The sequence below is a fragment of the Kribbella yunnanensis genome (assembly GCF_039529655.1).
In the GTDB taxonomy this organism is placed as follows: Bacteria; Actinomycetota; Actinomycetes; order Propionibacteriales; family Kribbellaceae; genus Kribbella; species Kribbella yunnanensis.
The window spans coordinates 153,882-177,399 of record NZ_BAAANF010000015.1; the positions used below are offsets into that span (position 1 = coordinate 153,882).

Annotated in this window: 8 protein-coding genes; all 8 read right to left on the bottom strand. The window is 66.7% G+C overall.

Annotated features, from left to right (window positions below):
• Positions 1 to 14: 14 nt before the first annotated feature.
• The gene (gene asnB / locus ABD231_RS20480) at positions 15 to 1,865 is read right to left on the bottom strand and encodes an asparagine synthase (glutamine-hydrolyzing) (protein ID WP_344154129.1); all 1,851 of its coding nucleotides are present in this window, start codon (positions 1,863 to 1,865) and stop codon (positions 15 to 17) included.
• On the bottom strand, positions 1,865 to 2,938 hold the full coding sequence (locus ABD231_RS20485) for a TauD/TfdA family dioxygenase (protein WP_344154132.1): 1,074 nt from the start codon (positions 2,936 to 2,938) through the stop codon (positions 1,865 to 1,867). The genes asnB and ABD231_RS20485 overlap by 1 nt, the downstream gene beginning before the upstream one ends.
• Before the next feature lie 12 nt (positions 2,939 to 2,950).
• Positions 2,951 to 4,705: a condensation domain-containing protein gene (locus ABD231_RS20490; protein WP_344154135.1), complete on the bottom strand. Its 1,755-nt coding sequence runs from the start codon at positions 4,703 to 4,705 to the stop codon at positions 2,951 to 2,953.
• Complete coding sequence (locus tag ABD231_RS20495) at positions 4,689 to 13,082, bottom strand: amino acid adenylation domain-containing protein (RefSeq protein WP_344154138.1); 8,394 nt, start codon at positions 13,080 to 13,082, stop codon at positions 4,689 to 4,691. The genes ABD231_RS20490 and ABD231_RS20495 overlap by 17 nt, the downstream gene beginning before the upstream one ends.
• 9 nt (positions 13,083 to 13,091) lie before the next feature.
• Positions 13,092 to 13,685, bottom strand: a complete 594-nt coding sequence (locus ABD231_RS42185; protein ID WP_425554193.1) for an MbtH family protein — start codon at positions 13,683 to 13,685, stop codon at positions 13,092 to 13,094.
• A 171-nt stretch (positions 13,686 to 13,856) separates the two neighbouring features.
• Positions 13,857 to 14,573, bottom strand: a complete 717-nt coding sequence (locus ABD231_RS20505) for an ankyrin repeat domain-containing protein (RefSeq protein ID WP_344154142.1) — start codon at positions 14,571 to 14,573, stop codon at positions 13,857 to 13,859.
• Complete coding sequence (locus ABD231_RS20510) at positions 14,570 to 20,209, bottom strand: SDR family NAD(P)-dependent oxidoreductase (protein WP_344154145.1); 5,640 nt, start codon at positions 20,207 to 20,209, stop codon at positions 14,570 to 14,572. Before ABD231_RS20510 ends, ABD231_RS20505 begins: the two co-directional genes overlap by 4 nt.
• A complete protein-coding gene (locus tag ABD231_RS20515; protein WP_344154148.1) occupies positions 20,209 to 23,484 on the bottom strand; it encodes a non-ribosomal peptide synthetase in 3,276 nt (1,091 codons plus the stop codon). The genes ABD231_RS20510 and ABD231_RS20515 overlap by 1 nt, the downstream gene beginning before the upstream one ends.
• Between the last annotated feature and the right edge of the window lie 34 nt (positions 23,485 to 23,518).

A 23,518-nucleotide genomic window follows, 5' to 3' on the forward strand; every position in this document is an offset into this window, starting at 1 on the left:
CTCGCACCTCGTCCTCACGCGCTCGGTGAATGGAACTCTTGCAGCAGGGCCGAACTCAAGATCATCGTCATCACACCGTCCAGTGAGAGTTTGACGTCCTCGCCCAGATCAGGAAGCCGATCGAGGAGTTCGATCACCGCCACCTGATCGAACAGCGGCACGTCCCCGAACTTCTGGCTGCGCAGCGAGTCCTGCAGCAGTTCGTGGAACGGGCCTTTGGTCTCCAGGGTGATCGGCGGCGCCGTGAAGGAATGCTTGCTGCGCCCGTGGACCAGGTCCGGAAGGAATCCCCGGGCGGCTTGCCGCAGCACGTACTTCTCCTGCTGCTCCTTGATCAGCAGGTGCGAGGGGATCATCTTGATCACCTCGAACAGGTGATGATCCAGGAACGGCAGCCGGACCTCTACGCCGTGCGCCATCTCCAGGCGTTCGGCGAGCAGTTCGTAGTTCCCGAGAAACGCCTTGGTCCACAGGTACAACGACTGGATCACCAGGTCCCTGTCCCGCAACTGTCCGGGGTCGATGGCATCGACGAAGGCGTCGAAGGGATCCTGCCGCTCGTACAGCTCGACCATCTGCGGATGGAGCAGCAGCAACAACAACGAGCGGTCGGTGGCCAGTTTGCCCATCCAGGACGGCACGAATCCCAGCTTGGCCCGCACGCCCGGCAACAGACCCGGCTGCGGATCCGGGCGGGCGCCCGACCGTAGCCGGATCATCTGCAGCATGTCTTGCCGCGCCGACGGGTATCCCCCCAGCAGATCGTCCGAGCCGGAGCCTGAGAGCACCACCTTCCAGCCCGCGTCCTTGATGGCCTGGCAATGGAGGTAGCGCGCGACACCATGGCCGTTGAGGGCGAACATTTCGCCGTGCCACACGGCCTGCCGGAAATGAGCCGCCAGGTCGGCGCCGCGCACCGCCGAGGGGACGAAGCGAGCTCCCGCGAAGTCGGCCATCCCCCGCGCATAATGGCTCTCGTCGTAGTGGGAATCCTCGAAACAGACCGTGAAGGCGCTCAACGGCGAGGCCGAATGCCGGGAGGCGATGCCCAGCACCGACGACGAATCCAAACCACCGCTGAGGAAGCAACCGACCGGCACATCCGCGCGCAGCCGCAGCGTCACCGCTTCCTCCAGTGCCGCTCGGAGCCGATCGACGTGGCCGGACTCGTCCCCGCCGGCCTCCGCCTCCAGTGGATAGTCCATGTCCCAGTAGCGTTCGATGCGCACACCGCCGGCGTCGGCGAGCATGAAATGCCCCGGCGGAAGCTGACGGATCCCCTCGAACAGGGTTCCGTCTTCGGGCAGGCAAAGGAACAGCTGACCCAAGGTCGCCGTCAGGTCCCACCGAGCCGGTACGCCGGCGGCCAGCAGCGCCTTGATCTCGGACGCCACCAGCAGCATGCCGTTCCAGTGGGCGTAGAACAGCGGCTTCGCGCCGAAGCGGTCACGGGCCGCGAACAACCTGCCGCGCCCGCCGTCCCACAGGCAGAACGCGAACTCGCCCCGGAGACTCTCGAGGCACTGTTCGCCGGATTCCTCGTACAGATGCAGGAGGATCTCACTGTCGGAGTCGCTGCCGAACGGGTGGCCCTTGGCAACGAGTTCGCGACGAATCCGCTCGAAGTCGTAGAACTCTCCGTTCACGGTGGCGCCCAGCCGCCCGTCCTCGTTCAGCATCGGCTGCCGGCCACGCTCGAGCCCGATGATGCTCAGGCGCGTGTGGACCAAGCCGGCCGTGGCGCCGGGCGCGATCCACTCGCCCTCGTCGTCAGGCCCTCGATGCGCGAGCAGCCGCCGCATCGGCGGCAGCACCCGCGGGTCGACGGCGGCCCCGAAGGCGTAGACAGCTCCGATGCCGCACATCAGCGGGGACCCGCCACGGCCGTCGTCTCATCGCGCGACACCGATTCGCCCATCGCCACCAGGACCTTCCGCTCCCCTTGCACCGGATTCCTGCCGTGACAGACGAGCATGTTGTCGAGCAACAGCACGTCGTCCTTCTCCCAGCGGAAGACGACCTTGGCCTCGTCGAAGGCCGCACCGATCAGCGCCAGTGCCGCCGGCTCGATCGGCGTACCGTCGCCGTACAGAGCCTCGCGGGGAAAGTCGTCGTTCAGCACCCGCTCCATTGCCTCCCGCACATCGGGCGGCAGCGCGCTCCGGTGGAACAGGTGCGCCTGGTTGAACCACAGCGTCTCGCCGGTGATCGGATGCCGGGCAACGGCGGGACGCACCTGGCGCGTGGTGAGCCTGTCCCCGTCCCAGGTGAAGGAGATGGCGTTGCGGCGGCAGTAAGCCGCGACTTCGGCCTTGTCCTCGGTACAGAAGGTCTCCTGCCAGGACAGGTCCAGGCCATGGCCGTAGCGTCGAACGTACATCACCCCCTTGCGGACAAAGGGATCGCGGACGTGCGGAGGGATGTTCAAGTAGATTCGCCTCGAGTCGGCAATCGGGGTCTCGCCGCCCCCTTCCGATGGCTTCAGCGCGTGGAAGCAGATCCTCAACGGCCAGGCCTGGGCATAGGAGAACTCGTTGTGGAGCAGGATGGTCTGGTCGTCCGGGTACGCGGTGGAGGTGTAGATCCGGTCGCCCAGCTCGGATCTGGGCGTGGATCGTTCCTGGTAGGGCATGAGGTCGTCGATGCAACCGAGGCAGACTTCACGGAAACCGTCCACGCCGCCCACCTCGAAGCCGCGGAACAGTACGCCGCCGACACCGTGCAGCAGATCGGGCAGTGTCCGGGCGTTCGCCCGGACCCAGTCGGCCAGCCGCCTTCCCTCGCCGTGCACGATCCGCGGGAGGGCCTGTGCTCGCGCTGCCTCGTCCCTGGCGTCTTCGCCCGCTACCCGCAAGGGATCGGGACGGGTCGACTGCTTCAGCCCCGCGCGAAGCGAGGCGCCCTTCTCTTGCAGGTGATCGTCTCGAGGATGAGCCATGACTGTCCACTCCTAGTGTCTGATCCGCCGCCGTAATTCGTCCCGGGCACGCTTGCCGGCCGCCGCCTCCTCAGCACTCAGCCCGGCCAGCAGCGTGGCGACGGGCTCGTCGGCGGCGGCATCCATCGCGTCGAGGATCCAGGCGTAGCCCTGCTTGAGGCGCTCGATGAATCCCGGATCGAAGATGTCCGTGTTGTACTCGATCCAGCCGCTGATCCCGGCCTCGTCCTCTTGTAACGACAGCGCCAGATCGAAGACGGAGGTAGTGCGCTGGAGTTCGACAGGTGTGAGCGTCAGGTCGGCGAGACGCACTGCCTGCGACTTTCCGGTCTGCACAACGAACCACAGCTGGAACAGTGGTGAATGCGCGGCACTGCGCTCCACCCGCAGCTTCTCCAGGACCAGGTCGTAGGGGACGTCCTGGTGCCGCAGAGCCTCCGCCGCAGCGGAGCCGACCCGCTGCGTCAGTTCTGCCACCGGCTGATGCTTGTCGACCCTTGCCCGCAGGCCCGCGGTATTGAGGAAGAACCCGACCAGTCGCTGGCTCTCATCGAACGGGCGGCCCAGCAACGGCGTGCCGACCACGATGTCGTCGCCTCCTCCCAGGGCATGAACCACCAGGACGTAGGCGCTCAGGCAGGCGACGAAGCGGGTGACACCCTGCGTCTTGGCATAGCGATCTGCCGCCGCGACGGTATCTGGCTCCAAACGAAAGTACGACACCTGTCCTCGATAGCTGCGCGCGGCCGGCCGTGGGTGCTGCAGCGGCAAGGTGTGCGAGCGCGGCGCGTCCTGCAGCTCCTCGCACCAGTACGCCAACTGCTCCTCCAGCCGGCCTGAGGAGACGGATTCGCGCTGCCATTGCGCGAATTCGGCGTAGCCGGTCTGCAGGGGTTCCAACGGGGAAGGCAAGCCGTTCACACGTGCCTCGTAGACACGCGCCAGCTCCGCAAGCAGCAGGTTCATCGACCAGGCGTCACAGATGATGTGATGGGCGATGAGAATGAGATAGCGGGGTTCGCCGTCGAAGGTCACCAGGACGCAGCGGAACAGCGGCGCCGTGGTCAGGTCGAAGGGCCGGCTGGTCTGCTCGGCCGCGATCTGCCGCAACCGTGCCTCCTCCGTCTCCCCGGCCACGGCATCGCCTTCGAGCACGATCAGCTCAGGAAGCAGATCCGCGACGATCTCGCGCTGAACCTGGCCGGCCCGGGTGCGATAGCGCGTGCGCAAGGCCTCGTGCCGGAGCGCAAGTGCCTGCACCGTCTGCTCGAGCGCATCCACGTGAACACGACCGTCCAGACGCAGGGCCGTGAACGTGTTGCCTGCCGGCGTGTTCTGGTGCAGCTCGTGCTCGATCCACAGTCGTTGCTCGCCGTACGAGAGTGCACCGGGTGTCTGCTGCGACGGGTCCCGGGCACTCGGCACCCAGGACTCGCCGCCGACCTCCAGCGCTCTGGCAAGTTGCCGAATCGTCTTGTGCCGGAAGCACTGGTCGGCCCCGAACACGAGCCCGGCCCTGCGCGCCCGTGCGCTGATCTGAATGGCCCGGATCGAATCACCGCCGATCGCCACGAAATCGTCCTCCACGCCGATCGACTTCAGCCCCAGCACCTCGCACCAGATGCCGGCCAGCGACTCCTCCTCGGGGGTCTCCGGAGCCTGGAATCCGGTGGCGGCGGAGGTGGCTTCCTTGCGGCCGAGCAACTGCTCCACCAGCTTGCGCCTTTCCGGAGAAAGTGCGTTCAGCCGGTCATCCAGCCGAGTCATGATGCGGTCTCCCTTCGGACAGCTCACGGGCCGCTCGATCCAGGGCGGCCAGGACATCTTCTTCGCTCATCCGCTCCACCTCGTCCACAATGCGCTGTGCCTGCCATTCCCCGGACAGTTGTTCGCCGTGCCGACGCAGGAGGCCGTAGTCCACCTTGTTGTTGGCGTTCAGCGGCAGCGCGCCGAGCGAGAGGACCCGGTTCGGCATCATGTAGGCAGGAAGGATCTCCGCGAGCCGCCGCAGGTCGGGAGTGGATCTGCCGGCCGGCACGACAAACGCGGTGAGGAGCGTCCCGCCGCCCTGGGAGCGGGGCATGGCGACCAGGGCACACTGCAGCATTCCGGGGAGTGTCAGGATCGCGTGTTCGATCTCTTCCGGTTCGACTCGATAGCCGTTGACCTTGATCTGGCGGTCCTCGCGCCCCAGCAGCGTGATCACGCCGTCGGTGTCCATCCGGGCCCGGTCTCCACTGGCATAGGCTCGGCTTCCGCCCGCTGCTCGGGGGTCGGCATCGGGGACAAAAGCTGCGGCCGTCGCAACCGGCGAACCGAGATAGCCGCGCGCGATGCCGGTCCCTCCGATGAGCAGCTCGCCGGACTGTCCTGGCATGGCAGGCAGCCTTCGCCGGTCGAGGATGCGAACCCGGGCGGCGCTGTGCGGTGAACCGACTGTGCTGTCCTCGGCACCGCCGTGACAGCGGTGGACGCTGGTCCAGACCGTGCCCTCCGTGGGACCGTACTCGTTGAACAGGGCCGTGGCAGGCTGTTGCGAGAAGTGCCGTTCGATCAGCGGCCGAGGCAGTGGCTCGCCGGCGACGATGACCGCCTCCAGACTCCGCAGATCGGCGCCGGCGGATTCGGAGGCACCGGCCTCCTCGAGCAGCGCGGCGTAGTACGACGGCGTGCAGAGCATGTGGGTGATCCGCTCTTCGCGCAGCGTCGCCAGCACACTGTGCAGATCGGAGACGTCCGCCGCCGGAAACACCAGCCGGTGGCCGTCCGCCAGGGCCCAGTAGAAAACGCCGACGGAGCTGTCGAAGGCGAACGACGGAATCATCAGGAACGACTTGGCGCCCACCAGTCCGTAGTACTCGCTTCTGCTCTTCAGCGACGACCAGAGATTGCCGTGGCTGACCATGACGCCCTTGGGCGTCCCGGACGATCCTGACGTGTAGATCACGTAGCTCAGCTGGTCGGGGTCGATCGCCGGCAGCGACGGCCCGCCGGGATCGCCGTCCAGGTCACGGGGTTGCAGGAGCCGGATTCCGGCACCGCCGTCGACTGCCTCGACGTCGTCAACGATCGCGTGGGTCGTTCGGGAGCTTGCGAGCACGGTCGCGTTGCGCGCCAGCGGAGAGCGCGGATGCAGGGGAACGTAGGCGCCACCGGCCAGCTGGACGGCGAGAACCGCCGTCGAATGGTCGATCGGATCGTGCAGCAGGATGCCGACACGGCCCTCACCAGTGACCCCTCGGCGCGCCAGCGCGCCGGCCCAGGCCAGAGCCCGCAGCCACAGCGCGGCGGCCGATACCCGTCGTGCTCCGTGCACGACTGCGATGTCGTCCGAATTGCCGTTCAGCCGCTCTTGCCAGCGATCCAGCCAGACCCCCGCGGCGCCGGCCTGCTCCGGGCGCGGCAACCTCCGGCGCTTCCGCACCATCGGCGGCTGCTCACAGGGGGCGTCCAGGTCCTCGGCCATGGCGGTCAGCACCGCCGCGAAATAGTTGCCGATCTCCCGGGCCAACCCACTGGGGAGCGCTTCGGCATCGTATTCCAGACAGAGGCGGATGCGGCCTGAGAACGGGTCGGTGCTGAACTCCGACCGGTACTTGAAGTGGGATGCGCCGTACCCCCTCGCCTCCAGCACCTGCAGGCGACGCAGCCGCGTCAACTCGAGAAAGCCGTGGAAATGCACATAGTTGAAGACGGTGTCGACCAGATCGCCGGTCCCTCGCGTCCGTTGCAGATTGGCGTACGGATAACGCCGTACCGGCAGCAGGGCCTGCTCGGTGCGATAGGTCTCGGTGACGAGATCCCGCCACCGGCCGGTGACGCGTCCGATCCGGAACGGCACGGTGTTCAGGTGCATACCGAGCACTTTGTCTCCGCCCTCGGATTCCAGACGGCCGTTGGATTCCAGGCCGGTGACCACGTCACGCTCGCCGAAAACCTGAGCCAGGACAGCCATGTGCGCCGCCAGCAGCACATGCTTGACACCGACACCGCAGTCGACGGCCGCCCGGTTGAGTCTCTGGCTCACGTCGAGCGCAACGGGAACCTCGAGCACTGCGAACCGGGGCAGTATCGATCGCTCTGACGGCCGGATCGGGAAACGGTGTCCAGGCGGCTCGGCCAGGAAGCGGTCGAAGAACTCGTGCGCCTGCGACGAGCGCGCAGCCTCTCGTTCGGCCGCGACGTAGTCGGCGAAGCGTATGCGTAGCTCGGGCAGGATGCCGAGCTCGCCGTTGGCCAGCAACCCGTCGTAGGCCAGAAGTAGTTCGGTCACCAGCTGCGACGCACTCCAGCCGTCCAGCAGCAGATCGTGGAACACGACGAACAGATCGAATCCGGCCTCCGGGCGCACGATGATCGAGAACCTCAGGAACGGTGGCCTGTTCCAGTCGAAGACTCGCGCTCGCTGTCGCTCCACGAAGGCCCGCAGATCGGCCTCGTCCAGAGCCTCGTCGGCTCGCCGGACCTCGATCGCTGCCACGGCGTCGGCATGGACGAGCTGCAGCGGGACGCTGAAGCCCTCCAGGTCGATCGAGGTGCGCAGGATCTCATGGCGCTGTACCGAAGCTCCGACAGCCTCGCGGAACAGGTCTTCGTCGAACGGAGCCTGGATCCGGTAGACGAAAACATCCTTGTACACAGGGGTGCCGGGGGCCGCCTCTTCGTGAAAGATGAGCCCTGCCTGCACGGCCGCCAAGGGATAGGCATCCACGATTCCGTCGGGCAGCCGGCCGCGATCCGCATCGCTGACGAGCGCGAACGGCGCGATGCCCGGCTGCGGCGAAGGCCCGGTGGTCGTGGTGGCCGTCGCTCTGGCCAGTTCAGCGATGGTGGGGTGGGCGAACAGTGTTGCGAGATCGAAGACAATGCCGGCCCGGGCCGCGGCGGCGATCACGCCCAGGGCGCGAATGGAGTCGCCGCCCAGGGCGAAGAAGTTGTCGCTCACGCCGATGCCGCGAACCCCCAGAACACGTTCCCAGACTCCCGCAAGGCTCAGTTCACCGGCGCTCCCAGGGGCTCGATAGGCAGCAGCGAGCGAAGGTCTGAGCGTGTCGGGAGCGGGAAGCCCGGTCCGGTCCAGTTTCCCGTTCGCAGTGACCGGCAGCGACTCGAGGAAGACCACCGCCGCCGGGACACTCTGCTCGGGCAACCTGTCCCGTACCCAGGCCTGGACCGATTCCACGTCGAGCTCGGCGCCGTCCTTCACGACGCAATAGGCGACCAGGCGTGCGGCCGGCTCGGCTCGGCCGGCCCTCACCAGTTCTCCCTGCAGGAAGACACGATGATCGGAGGGCGGCTGCCATGACGGATCGGCAGGGCCCCGATCCAGGTAGTGCAGCGGCGCCGCGTCAACGACGTAGTTGCTCACCGCGGCGGCGGCCGCCGCGATCGATGGGTGGCGCTCCAGCACGGCTTCGATCTCGGCGAGTTCGACCCGTAGGCCGCGCAGCTTGACCTGGCCGTCCCGGCGTCCCAGATACTCGATCAGGTCCGCGCGCAGGAACCTGGCGCGGTCGCCGGTGTCGTAGCACCGCGCACCGTCAGCACCCAGTGGATCGGGCCGAAACCGCTCCGCCGTCAACCTCGGCCGGTGCAGATAGCCCCGGCCAACGCCGACGCCGCTGATGAACAGGTCTCCCGCGACCTGCCCGGGCAAGGCCCGCAGCGCCGGATCGAGGACATGGAGACGGATGTTGTCGATACCCTGCCCGATCGGCTGGACGACGCCCGGCCAGTCGCTGACGCAGCTGTACCAGGTGACGTCGACGGCCGCCTCCGTCGGGCCGTACAGGTTGTCCACCGTGCTCGGGAACCGCTCGGCCGCTTCGCGCGCCAGCTCGGTCGGCAACGCCTCGCCACTGCAGATCACAGTGCGCAGCGCCTGGCATCCCACACCACCGTCGGCAAGCAGGAACATGCGGAGCATCGACGGTACGAAGTGCACCACCGTCACCATGGCGTCGGTCAAGAGTTCGGCCAGATAGCCGGGGTCCTTGTGTCCTCCTGGCCGGGCGATGACAAGCCGCGCGCCGGCCATCAGTGGCCAGAACAGCTCCCACACCGAGACGTCGAAACCGACCGGCGTCTTCTGCAATAGCGTGTCGGCGGCGTTCAATTGATAGCGGTCCTGCATCCAGGCCAGCCGATTGACGATGCCGGCATGCGTGTTCATGGCCGCTTTGGGGGTGCCGGTCGACCCTGATGTGAAGATCACGTAGGCGAGCTGTCCCGGATCCGGCGCAGGGAACTCCGATGCCGGCGGCTGTTGGGTGCGGATCGCCGACGCCACGTCGATGATCTCCCCGTCGGGCAACGCCTCGGAAAGCTTCTCCTGCCCCGCAGCGTCACTGACCAAGCGGCGCACCCCGGCCTCCGAGACCAGCGTTCGCAGATAGCCGGCCGGATGCTCGGGATCGAGCGGAAGATAGGCTCCGCCCGCCTTGAGCACCCCGTAGAGGACGACCACCAGGTCGATCGACCTGGTGAGGCAAACACCGACGACAGTGTCCCGTCCCACGCCCCGCGCCTGCAGGGCCGCGGCCATGCGCAGGACGCGGGCGTACAAGCAGGCATAGCTGATCTGTTGACCTTCGAACTCCAAGGCGATCCGATCAGGGGTGCGGCGGTGCTGGGCTTCGAAGCCTTCCAGCAAGTGGGTGTCCCGCTGCCCGGCCACCTCGGAGACCAGCTTGTGCAGTTGGCGCCTCTGCGCAGCGTCGAGCCAGTCCACTTCGCTCAACCGGCGCTCGTCGGCCTCCTCTTCGACCAGCCAGGCCACAATGCGCTCGACCAGCTGCGCCGATGTGGCCAGCCGCGCCGAGCTCATCAGCGGCGCTGCCGCCTTGTAGCGGAGCGAGATTCCTTCGCCGTCCAGTCCGGCGTAAAGCACCAGCGGAAACTGCGATTGCGACTCCTCGAATTCGAGCGACCACAGCTCGATCCCACCCGTCTCCCAGCATCCGCCCGCCTGTCCCAGCGCGAACGGCACGAAGCCGGGGTCGCCCGCCGCGCCCTCGTCCTGCAGGGCGAACACGTATCCGGCAGCCCAGCCTCGCCCTTGGCGCTGCGTATCGGCGCGGACGATCTCCTCGTAGGGCAGTTCGTTGGCATAGGCGTCGAGCATCTCCCGCCGTATCCGTTCGAGCCACTGAGCGATGCTGTCGCGCCGGCTGACACTGACGCGGAACGGCAGCAGGTTGGCGAAGTAGCCGACCGTCCGGCGACGCTCGGCGCGATCGCGCCCTCCGGTCACCGAGCAGGCGAGGAAGCCGTCGCGTCCCTCCACCACCCAGGCTGCCCACTGAAAGGCCGCGAACAACACCATCTGCAGGCTCATCCCGTGGCGGCCGGCCAGTCGCCTGAGCCTGCGCGTCGCCTCTGGCCCGATCCGGCCGACCCGCTGGTGCGCAACCGTCGAGCTGTCCGATCCAGACGGCATCGGCCCCGAGTCCTCGGTGCCGGCGTTCTCGACGGCGCCCAGCCGCTGCTGCCAGTGGTCGGCGCGGCGGCGCCACTCCTCGTCCCCTGCTCGCTCCCGCTCCGTCCAGGCATGAGCGAGGTAGGACTCGTCCGCATCCGGCACCGGCAGGTTTGCCGACGTCCCGGCCAGCGCCCGTCGATAGCCGCTCATCAGGTCCTGCATCAGCACGCTCAGCGACCACAAATCGCAGATGATGTGGTGCGCGGTCAGCACCAGCACGTCTCGGCAAGTGGGTGTCCGCAGCACGCTGACCCGCAGGAGCGGTGGCGCCGTCAGATCGAAGGGAGCGTCCGCCTCCGCGCGCAACGTCTGCGCCCGCTCAGCCGGCGATGAGCAGACGATCAACCGCGTCCGCACGGTGCTGCCGGCAACGATTCGCTGCGTGGCCATCCGGTCCTCGGCCGGTGGTTCGATGGCCAGTTGCAGCACGGCATGGCGATCGACGAGTTCCGCCAGCGCGCGGTCCATCGCGCCGATGTCGACGGCCGGCCGAATTTCTGCGGCCCGGGCGAGCCGATGGGCCTCCCCCGGGCTGCCGAGCTGCTGCGCGAACCAGATGCCTTCCTGCCCCAGGGTCAGCGGTGCCCACGACCTGCGCGTGTCGCCGTCGACGCCTCTCGCTTCGCCATGCACTGTGGACAGCGCCATTCGCAGCCGCGAGACGATCAGTTCCGCGAACGTCTCCAGACTGGCTGCTTCCAACGAATCGCCCAGCGCGAGTTCGATGCCGTACTGAGAATGGATGCCGTGCAGCAGGTCGATGATTTGCCGTGATGCCAGGCCCAGCTCCGGCAGCGAACTGGAACGAACCTGCGGGTCCGGAATGCCTTCAAGGCCCCCCAAGCGCCTGATCCAGCCGGCCAAGGCTTCGGCCAGCAGACCTCCGGCGCCTTGTTCCGTCGCCTGCGCGAGCGCCGCGCGGCCAGGCAGAATTGCGGAAATCTCCAGTTCGCTGCCAGGAAATGCCTGTGCGAGCACCGGAAGCTGCCCCAGCGACCAGAGCCTGGAGGCGTGTCCACGACGCGGCTTGTGGCTCGATGTGCGCGGCAGGCCACCACGCCGTACCGCAGTCAGGGCATGAAGTTCGACCTCGAAGGCGCGCGCCAGCTCCCTGCGGACCGTCCCGGCGAGCGTCTCGACATCCGGCGACCTGCGGGAGTTGACCTCGAAGGCGACGACCAGCCGCTCCTGGTCGTCCGACTCGACCGCATACGCGATGACGCCACCGGCGACGGTCTCATCTGCCAGACAGCGCTCAGCCACGATTTCGATGTCTTCGGCGTGAAGATTACGTCCGCCGAGGATGATCAGATCCTTCAGCCGCCCGGTGACGAACAGTTCACCGTCATCCAGAAATCCCAGATCGCCCGTGCGCAGATAGTCGAGCCCCGCATCCCAGGACGGCCTGACTCGGCTGCTCTCCGCCGAGCCCCAATAGCCCTCGCTGACGCTGGCTCCTGCCACCCAGATCTCGCCGACCTCACGGTCCGGCAAGCGCCTGTGATCCGCAGGGTCGACGACGGCCAGGGTCTGACCCGGCATCGGGGACCCGACACCCACCAAGTCGATCACCTGGTCCCCCGGCCGGGGAGCGAGCGCGCACTGCCGCGAGTGCAACGCCTGCGCTTCGACCTGACGCACCACCGGAGTCGTCTGCGGTGGACATCCGCTGATCATCAGTGTCGCTTCGGCCATGCCGTAGCAGGGCAGGAATGCGTTGGGGCGAAACCCGGAGTCCGCGAAGGCCGCCGCAAACCGCGTCAGGGTCTGCGACCTGACCCGTTCAGAGCCGCTGAAAGCGACCCGCCAGTGGCTCAGATCCAGTTGGCTCAGGTCGATCTCGCCCGCCAGGCGTGCGCACAACCGGTACGCGAAATCCGGCGCGCCGGAGACCGTCGCACCGTACCGGCTGATCGAGTCCAGCCAGCTCAGCGGCCGGCGGACGAAACTTTCCGGCCGGAGCAGAATGCCCTGAATTCCCTTGTAGATCGGATGCAGGGCGATCCCCATGAGCCCCATGTCATGAAAAAGGGGCAGCCAGCCGAGCACAACATCGCCGTCGCCCAGACCGAAGACGGCGTCGATCATGCCCTGGTTGTGCAGAAGATTCGCGTGGGTGAGCCGGACGCCCTTGGGGGAGGCCGTCGATCCTGACGTGTACTGCAGCATGGCCAGCGATCGGGCCGATGGCCGGCGCAGGCTGCCGATCACTTCGGGCGCGGCGATCTCGTCGAGACTCAGCCACTGCGGAACGGCTGGTCCGGCGGCCAGGTCCTGTGCGTGCTCGCGGGCACGGTCCGCGTTCTCGACGATGGCCGCGATCGCCCCACAATCAGCGATGATCCCCTGAAGACGTGCGTTGTTCCGCTGCGGCTGAGGCACCGGGACGGCGACTACTCCAGCAGCCAGACAGGCCAAGTACGCCAGCATGAAATCGATGCCGTTGGGCATCATGATCAGCACCCGCTCGCCGGCGGCAACCCGTTCGCCGATTCCGGCAGCGATTTCGCGCACCCGCTGCCCGAGGCCGGAATAACTGATCGAGGTCAAGGTGTCGCCGCCCGCACGGGGCACGCTGTAGGCAGTGGCGGCGGGCCTGATCTCGGCCCACTTCTCCAGGACATCGACCAGTGTCACGGCGGGCGGCCGGCGCGAACTCATCATCTCCGATCCCTAGTCAGGATCCGGCTCGTTGATCGGTTGCAGGTGCCCTTGGCCTTGCAGGGTGACCAGATCGATCTCCGCCACGCACCTGACCTTCACCAGGTCGAGGGTCAGGTCCCCGACCAGCCGGACGCTGCCCTGAGCAGCCTCGAAGTTCCCGGCGCGCCAATCGGAAAGCTCAGGGTTCAGGCGTAGGCCCAGTTCCGTGCCACCTTTGGTCTCCGGAAAGCGCACGTGGATATAGCCGCGATCGATGCAGCGTTTGACCGCCGCCGCCGAGTTCTCCGGCCGCAGGCTGACCTCCACCGGATGCCGGCCCTCGGACAGCCGCTCGACCAGTGAGCGTCCCTCCGGGCGCGGATCCGAGTACGGCCGCGTGGGTGGTGGATTCGCCGCCCACTCCGCCATCTTCTTCCGCAGGCTGAGCGGGCGCATGTCCGTCCAGACCGTTTCGATGTAGTCCAGACACTCCTGCTTCGAGCCCTGCTCACCCACAGCGTTCCAGCCCGGCGGATTGTCCCTTTCCACCGGCCAGATCGAATACTGCTCCTCATGATTGACGACTACTTTGTACGCGTCAAAAGGATCTTCTTCTTCGACCATCTCGAACACTCCCGCCTGCGGCGCACCAATGAATATCGGCGCGGACCCGGTTTACTGGAGGATGCTTTGATTGCGCTTCGACAATGATCGTAGCAGAACAATTCCTTGATGCGCTGGCGTACTCATCCACACGGCCACCTATTTCCGTACGGCACCAGAATTGCGTCGTATTTACCCGTACTGCTGCGCGAGCTTCTGGTACGCGGAATCACGCAGCCGCGACAACATGCGGCCCGCGGTCACCCCATCCTGGTCCGCCAGGTCCAGGCGCGCAGAATTGCGGAGCAGCAGTTCCACATATTTCGCATCGCTGCGCTTCTTCAGCATGTAATGCAGGGCCGTTCTGCCGGTTTTGTCCTGGAAATTAATATTCGTACCTGCCTCGATCAGCACGGCCGCCGCCGCGAACCGGCTCCATTTCACGGCGAACAGGAACGGCGTCTCCCCATGGGCGAGCGCGTCCACCGTGGCACCGGCCTGCAGCAGGAGCCGAACAACCGCGGCATGATCTTTGTAGGCCGCGGCCCACAGACAGTGCTCGGGGGAGGCGCCACGCTTGAGCAGGTGTTCGGCCAGCGTCGGGTTCTGGCCGCGGCTGATGGCGTAGTACAGCGGCGTCGCCTCCCAGTCCCCCTCGGTGAAGGCCGCTTCGTTGACATCGAGCGAGGCATCGATCAGCACATCCGCGGTCTTGACACTGTCGGCGGCCCGCAGACCTTTCTTGCCGATGTCGACGCCGCAGCAGACATGCAACAAACTCTCGCCCTTCTTGCCCCGAAATCCCAGGAGGTCCGGATTCTCCTGCAGGGCGGGCTCGATCGAGCGCCAGTCCAGCTCCTTGATCAGCGCCAGCAGGCCGGTCTTCGAAATGGGCTTCTTGGTGGTCATGAAGTCTCTTTCTTCCTGGATGTCGACCGGGTGGCGGAACCGGCATATCTTTGGTGGGCACGGACGAAGTGTTCCAGCAGGCCTTCTATCGTGGCCCGGTCGTGCAACTGCCGTGAATAGGCGACGCTGACCCGCAGCGTCGACTCCAGACCGGTGGCCAGGATCTCCAGAACGTGTGAACGCTCGGCCTGCGGATCCTGCGTCCATCCGGGCGACTCGTCGCTGATCTCGAACAATTGCAGGCCTTCGTCGGCCTGCCGCACCTGACCTCGGTACAGGACCAGCACCTCTGCCTGCGCCCGGCGGTCGAGCACGCCGTCGCGCAGATAGGTGAGAACACCGTAGTCAAGGCCGCGATTGGGCACTGCGTCCAGCTCGGCCTGGACGGCGGTGACGATCTCCTCGCCGCCGGCATCGCCGCCCGCGGGAATCGCGAACGGATACAGCGCTGTGAACCAGCCCACCGTCCGCGACAGATCGGCGTCGATCCCCGTACAGGCCCTGCCGTGGCCTTCGAGGTCGATCAGAACACTGCCGCGCCCGCTCCAGTCCTCGATCGCGGATCCCAGTGCGGCCAGCAGCAGGCTTTGAGCGGAGAGTCCGCTCCGTCCCAGCGCAACACTGTCCAGGGGCACCTCCCTGCTCGCGACCGCGACGGATTCCACCGTGTTCGGGCCGGGACGGTCGTACGGTAGTTGCCGGTGGTCGGTGGCAAGGGTCCTCGTCCAGTGATCGATCCCGGCCGTCGGCTGGACGCCGCCCGCATAGGTCTGCAGACTCTCGGCCCAGTGCTTGAAGGCCATGGACTTGGCGGGAAGCTCGAGAGGCTCGCCGCGCTCGGCCTGAGCGTACCCGGTCTGCAGATCCTCCATCAGGATGCGCCAGGAGATCAGGTCCACCACCAGATGATGGGCGCAGATCAGCAGCCGATCGTCAGCGAAATCACCGCAATCGAAGAAGACAGCCCTGACGAGCTCGCCCGTGCCCAGATCCAGCCCCGCCTGGTGAGTCGCGCAGGATTCGGCGATGCGAGCGGCCCTGGCCTCGGGCGCGCAGTCGCCCAGATCCTCGACCCTGAAGACCGCACTCGGGACCTCCTCCAGCTGGGACTGCGCCCAGCCGCTCCTGCCGCGGACGAAGCGGCTGCGCAGTGCATCGTGGTGCCTGAGCAGTGCCTCGAAGACACGTGTCAGGTGCGCTGCGTCCAATCTGCGGCGTGGTTTGAGCAGAAAGGCCTGATTGAAGTATCCGGGCCTGGCGGGTTCGCGATCGAAGTGCCAATGCTGGATGGGCGTGAGCGGCACGCTCCCCACCACCGCCGCCTGGTCTGCGATCCCAGCTGCCGGTTTCTCCTCGGCGAGTTGCTCGCACAAGGCGGCGATCGTATCGCATTCCAGCACCCAGAACGGCTCTACCCGGATGCCGGCCTCGGCCGCCTCGGCCTCCACCTGGAGGCTGCTGACCGAATCGCCGCCGAGCGCGGCGAAGCTGTCCAGCACCCCGATCGGTCCGAAGCCGAACAGCCGCTCCCACAAAGCCACCATCTGCTCCTCTTGCTCGTTCCGGGGTGCGAGATACTGGCTCTCCAGACCTTCCGGCCGCCTATCCGCGCGGTCTTGTTCCCCGTGGGGAGCCCACAACTCCGTGGTCAGCACCGCCGCCTCGACCGCGGGTGCAGCCGCCAGGTCCTGGACCTGCGTCGCGGACACCGCCAGCCGTGGAGCGGACAAGGACACGGCGGCGGTGAAGGCCGCCAATCCCTCTTCGACACTCAGCTGCAACGGTTCGGCCACAGGCCGGGCAGCCGCTCGGGACTTGATTCGATTGGTCATGCCCACGCCGGACCAGCCGTCCCAGTTGATCGAGGTGACGTAGGTCTTGCCGGCCACCCAGGCCTGTTCCGCGAACGCATCGAGATAGGCGTTCGCGGCAGCATAATCGCCGTTACCGGCGCCGCCTGTAATGGCGCGCAGCGACGAGAAGAGGCAGAAGAACTCCGGCGGATCGGCAGCGAACACCTCGTCCAGGATCCGCGTCCCCTCGACCTTCGCCCGCATCGCTTGCCAGGCGGAGTCCCTCGTCATCCGCTGGACGATGCTCTCCGGCATGCATCCGGCGGCATGCACGATCCCGTCGATCGGTCCGAAGGCATTCAGAGTGCTCCGCCGTACCTCTTCCATCGCAGCGCGGTCGGTGACATCCGCGCCGAACACGCGGATCTCGCCTCCGAGTTCGCGGATCAGCAGCAACCTCCGAAGCGTCGCTCGGAGCGCCGTCGGTGCAGTGTCGTCGCTCAGCGCCTCGGACCAGGTGGTGTCGTCGGCAGGCGCGGAGCGCCCGACCAGCACCAGCTTGGCCTGGAATTCCCGGGCAAGGTACTCGGCGATCTCGAGGCCGATCCCGCCTAGGCCGCCGGTGATCAGATAGACGCCGCCGCGTCGCAGTCGGCCTGTCTCTTCCGGGGCGGAGCGCAGGCACACGTAGGACGGCTCCCAGCGATGCCGGCCCCGCAACGCCACCTGCGGCTCGCCCTCGTCGTGGGTCAGCTCCTTGAACAGGAGCTCACCGAGGGGTCCCGCCGAATAGGCCTCGACGCCGGCGATCGGGAGATCGACACTTCGGAAGCTGAAGTTGGGATACTCCTGCGCGATCACGGTCGCCAGTCCGCGCGCCAGCGACGGCTCCGCGTCGGTCGCCTCTTCCCCGTCCAGCGTCCACATTCCCTTGGTCACCAGGACCAGGCGGACCTGCGGCCACGCAGCAGAGGTGGGTCCGGCTGCCAGCAGTTGCGTTCCGAGCGCCTGTGCGAGAAACATCGGCACGCAGAACCAGGGACCCGGTCCGGAACCGTCGAACGCGGCCGGCAAAGACCGCAGATAGCTGTCGAAGATCAAACATCGGGTATCACCACTGCCGGTCGCTGCGACCTGGCGTAGCAGGCGGACGTATTCGTCAGGTTCAGCTCCGTCGAGCACGAAAGCATCGCTGTCGGTCGCCGCACAGCGCCGGTCCTGAACTTGGGTGATCATCTCGCCCGCGGCAAGCGCGCGAGTGATGAAAGCCTGCGCCAACTGATCGCCAGGTGCGGCGAACACGATCTGGTGACCGCCCCAACTGGTGGTTTCCGGCACGGCCGCCACACAGCGCCGCCAGGCGGGGACGTAGAGGCGATCGACGGCTGCCGGACGATCGGGATCGCTCGGGGCCACGTCCGGCTGCGGCTCGGACGTGGCAGCTGCGGCGTCCAGCCAATAATGCCGCCCCTGGAACGGATAAGTGGGCAGCGCGACTCGCCGTGAGCCCCGGTCCGCATCGACGCTGCGCCGTAGCGTGTGCCCCCGTCGCCAGAGTTCGCCGGCCACGTCCAGCGCGCGTCGATGCTGGTCGGCCGAGTCGTGCTGCATCAGTGCAAGCGTGCTTCCTGAGGTCTGCCGATCATGCTGCTCGTCTGCAACTCCCGGGCCGGTGTCGAGCAAACACAGGCCGGCTGGAACCTCCACGTGCGCAGAGCCGGCCGTCGAGGCTGTCATCCGGTGCAGGACCGTGCGCCAGTCATCGGGTCCGATCGTGCCCCCGACAGGCCGCCACACCCCCGCGGCCACAGAGAAGTAGGTGATCTGCGGCGATGCCGGGGACAAGGTACGGATCAGCTTGTCCAGCTCCGCTACCTTCGGAGCGCGTGGGTCCGCGTCCTGCAGGAAGCGCGTCATACGTAGACCGTCCTCGATCGTGAGTGCACCCGCGACGCAGGCTGCCACGAGTTCGTCGTCGGCGGCCGACGGAATGATCGCCTGAAGATCGATGCCGAGCTGCAGAAGATGCCGTCCCACCAGGAACCCCAAGGCCAGCCTCATCACGGGATCGTGATTCAGGTGTGCCGAAGCAACTCCGGCAGGTGTTGCTCCCGCCGCGAGCGAAAGCCCGGCGCTGGTGAACAGCGGCGCATGGTCCTCGGCCAGCTCGCGGAAGGTGTTGCTGGCCTCAGCGTAGGAGGTGGTCAAGGTACGCAGCTGTGCCAGCGTACCGCCCGCCTTCCAGACAGGTTCGTGCGGCAACGCCCCGTCGTGATCACTCGGCAGTCCGGGGCCGAAGTCGCGAAGCTGCTCCAGGATCTGCGCGCGCGACCCCGCGAAGAAGGCCCGGTGTTTGAAGTCTGCTCTACCGGCGCGAAGTGTGAAGGCGATATCGGCCAACGAGTCGCCGGCCGCATGCTGCAGGTGATGCATCAGCCCCGCGGCGGCCGCACGTAAGGCCGGACGCGTCTTCGCCGACACGAGCAGCAGTTCATCGCCCTTCTCCGCGCGCGGCCGCGGCCGCTCCGGTGCCTGTTCCAGGATCAAATGCGCATTGGTACCGCCGAGTCCGAACGAGCTGACCGCCGCCCGTCGCGGCCGCCCGCGGTCGGGCCAGGCGATGAGCTCCGAGTTGATGTGGAACGGGCTGCTCTCCAGTTCCAGATCGGGGTTGGGCGTCTGAAAATGCACAGTGGCCGGGATCATCGCGTGCTCGATTGCCAGGACTGTCTTGATCAATCCCGCGACGCCCGCTGCGGTATCCGGATGGCCGATGTTGCTCTTCACTGATCCCAAGGCGCAGTACTGCTGTCTGGCGGTCTGCTCTCGGTAAGCCTTGGTCAAGGCTCGGACCTCGATCGGATCGCCCTTGAGCGTGGCCGTGCCGTGGGCCTCGACGTAGTCGAGGGTGTCCGGATGTACGCCGGCCAGGCGCAGCGCCTTGCGAATGACTCGGTACTGTCCGGAGACCGAGGGCGCCAGGTACCCGACCTTCAGCGAACCATCGTTGTTGATCGCCGACGCACAGATGACCCCGCGGATGTTGTCGCCGTCCGCGATGGCGTCCTCGAGACGCCGGAGCACCACGACGCCGACTCCGTTGCTGACGACGGTGCCGGCGCCCTCGGCGTCGAAGGGACGGCAATGGCCGTCCTGCGAGAGGATGTTGCCTTCCTGGTAGCTGAAGGCCGAGCTGGACTCGAGTCCGACGGTCGCGCCGCCTGCGAGCGCCATGTCGCATTCGCCCGAGAGCAAGCTTCGGCATGCCATGTGGACCGCCACCAGCGAGGTGGAGCAGCTCGTCTGCACGGTTACCACAGGGCCGGTCAGTCCCAACTTGTAGGCGACCGCGGTCGCCAGATGGTCCTTCTCGTTGCCGATGATCTTCTGGAAGCCGATCCGCTCGCGCTCAAGCAAGCCACCAGCGACCATCTTCAAGGTATAGGTGCTCAGACCGCAGCCGGCGAACAGACCCGTGGTGCCATCAAACTTCTCGGGCGTATATCCCGCGTTCTCCAGCGCTGACCAGGTCTCCTGCAAGAACAATCGATGCTGCGGATCAAGAATTTCGGCGTCGCGGGCCGAATACCCGAAGAACTCGGCATCGAAGTGCCCCGCGTCGGTCAGGATCCCCAGCGCACGGATCAGCGCCGGATCGCGGAGGCGCCCGTCGTCCAGCCCCGCCGCCCGGAGCTCCGCATCCGACAGACGGGTGATGCCCTCTCTGCCCGAAGCCAGCAGGTCCCAGTATTCTTCGAGATCGCGGGCTCCCGGCAGGCGAGCGGCCATACCCACGATCGCAATCTCCAGACCGGTGTCTTCGCGCGTGGTCGTCGTTGACATCAAGGCGCTGCATCCTCTCTTCTCAAGGTTGCGTTCAACCGAAGAAGACGTTCACGCTCCACGTTCGCCGGCTCAGGATCCTGGGGGGACTCAGATTCGACCGGCGCGGCTGTCCCCCGTTTCCCCAGGTATTCTGCGCAGCTTCGCACCGTGGGGTACTCGAACAGCTTCACGGCAGGAAATTCGTGCCCCGTCATGTCCACGAGGCGGCGATAGACGACGTACAGACGCGGAGAATCCCCGCCCACGTCGAAGAAGTTGTCGGTGGGCTCGATGCCCTCGTTCCCCAGAACCTCACGCCATGCGGCGAGCACCTGCGATTCCAGGTCGGCACCGGCCGGCGGCGCCTCCCAGACCGACGCCAGCTCCGCTTCCCGCACGAGCACGCCGTTGCGGTCCACCTTGCCGCTGGGCAGCAGCGGCAGCCGCTCCACGAAGCGCAACAGGCGCGGAATCATGTGTGCAGGCAGCGAATCGACCAGAAGTTCGCGGATCTCGCCGAGGCTGCACGAAGCCCCCCGCTCCAACTCGACGTGCGCCACCAGGCTCGGCATTTGCTTGTCCCGCGAGAGGACCACAGCGGCTTGCCGCACCTCTGGATGCGCGGAGATGGCAGCTTCGACGTCAGCGGGTTCGACGCGGTACCCGCGCAGCTTGATCTGCTGGTCTCTGCGGCCGAGGAACTGGATGTTGCCGTCGGCCAGGCGCAGTCCGAGATCGCCTGTGCGGTACATCCGTCCGCCGGATGGACCAAGCCCGTCCTGGGGCAGGAAACTGGCAGCTGTGAGCGCGGGGTTTTCCGCGTAGCCTCGGGCAACGCCCGATCCTCCTAGACAGATCTCCGCAGGCGATCCGGCGACCCCCGGCCGCAAGGCCGGGTCGAGCAACTGAGCGATCGTCCCCCGGATCGGAACCCCGATGGGAACCGCGCCTCCGCTACTGCCCGCCTCAAGGAAGTGCGTCAGGCTGCCGACCACCGTCTCGGTCGGACCGTATTCGTTGACAAGCCGCATCCTCGCGTCCCGCCATTCAGCGACGTCGGAGTCATTGAGTGCTTCGCCTCCCAGGATGCAGATGTCGCACCATTCGCGGCCGGCCAGCCCTGCCTCTTCGTCCTTGAGCATTCGCAGATGGGTGGGCGTCATCTTGATCACCGCATAGTGCTGTTCTTGCAACAAGGCCGCGCGTAGACCCTCGATGCCCTGAGTGGCGTCGGCGATGTGTACTCGCTGTCCCGCGACCAGAGGCCCCAAGATCGTGGTCACGGTCATATCCGAGAGCAGCGAGGTGTGCGACAAGGTCGGCGCCGTGCGCATCCGGTACTGCTCGACGCACCACGACAAGTAGTTCTGCAGCCCGCCATGGGTGATCATCACCCCCTTGGGCCTCCCTGAAGAGCCTGAGGTGAACATGACATAAGCCAAGTTCTCGGCATCGGGTGAGGCAGGGCGCCCCGCATGCTCCGGCTCCGAGAGCGGAAGAGCACCAAAGGGCAGCAAGGTCGCCCCGCCGAGTTCGCCGCCGAGCGTCGCATCCGTGCAAAGAATCCAGCGAATCCCCGAGGATCTCACCTGGGCCGCCACCCTGGCACGGGGGCCGTGGACATCCAGAGGCACGTAGGCGGCGCCCGCTTTCATGACCGACAGCAGCGCCGGGACGGCGGCGATGCCAAGGTCGACAGCCACCCCCACGCGGTCTTCAAGTCCTACGCCTCGGGCACGTAGCGCCTCGCACCCGCGATCGGACAGGCGATCGAGCGCTGCGTACGACAGAGCCTCTTCGCCGTTCTCGAGGGCGATACGGTCCGGTGCCCGCAGAGCCCACTCCGAAATCCGCTCGTGCACAGGTCCTGCACTCCCCCGCGTGCCGGATCCTGACGGCAACGGCTCAGGAGTCTCCTCCCCACGATCCACTTGGGCGAGCAGGTCGCGCAAGCATGTCTGCGGGTTCTCCACGGCGTGATGGATCAGCGCCAGATACTTGCGCCGCAGCCGTTCGACGGCCTGCTTGCTGAACAGGTCGCTGCGGTACTCGATGGCGCCAGTCGTGTTGCGGCCATCTTTCTCCAGCAGCATCGTCAACTCGCATTTCGTGGTTGCCCCATGCAGTACGAACGATTCGACACACAGCTCCTTCCCGCGGCGGCTGCCATGCCCCCGCTCCTGGAAAGCAAACATGGCTCGGTATGCCGGACGCCCTGGCATCCCGGCCGTCCGTGGCGGCTCGTTCCTGGCGGAAAGCAGCAACATCACCTCGCGGCGTACCCTGCCCAGGTAGTCGGACACTGTCGAATCGAGCGCCACGTCCATCGTGAACAGCATCGTGTTGACGAAGCATCCGATCAGGTCCAGATCCTCCGGCCGCTCCCGGCAGTCCACGGGGCAAGCGATACGGACCGCGCTTCCCGCATATCGGTAGAGCAGGAGGTTGAACATCGCCAGAAAGAGAACGAACGAGGTGACACGCTCGCCGTGCACGAACTCGCTCAGACGCTCTGCGTCAGCCAGGCTCAGCGGGACGCTTTCGCACGGGCGGTCGGTTCGTGCCTGACCGGGCAGGTCCGTCGGCAGTCGCGGGTCCGGACTGGCCAGTACCGCCGAATGCTGCTCAAGTTGCGCCTCCGGCAGTCGGCCCCTCGCACGTTCGGTGCACTCGAGGGCGTACTGCAGATACTGGCGCTTCGGAAGCGGCAAGGGCGGTGCCTTCAGATCGGCGGCGCGTTCGTAGTGCTCAACCAACTCGTCGATGAGCAGCTGCCTCGAGCGCCCGTCGAACACCACGTGGTGAATCACGAGGACGACAACGTGCAGATCCTCGCGCTCCTTCAGCAGCGCCGCGCGCAGCGGAGGGTGCCGATCCAGATCGAACGGCCTGGCAGCGAAAGCTGCGACCCACTCCTTCGCTGCCCTGCTGTCTGTCTCGCGCGTGCAGTCACGGGTCTCCCAGACGATGGGTTCGGCCGGCGCCAGCCGCTGCACCAGCTGACCGGCTTCCAGGCCGATCCGGATACGCAGAATGCTGTGTCTGCGGATCACCTCCTCCAGTGCCAGTCGAAGGCGCCGCGGATCCAGGGCTCCTTCCACTCGGATACCGAGCGGCACGTGGTAGCTCGAAGGCCCTTCTTGGAAGCGCTCGCCCAGGAAGATGGCCGCTTGCGCCGGAGCCAGGGGGTAAGCCGCGTGCTCGGACATCACGTCTGCCGAGCCGACCTCGCCTCGCTCCTGATTGAGCAGAGACCTGAACAGAGCGTTCCTGGACAGCGGCTTGTCGCTCATGATCGCTCCCTGGCCTCCGCCTCGTGACAGGTCG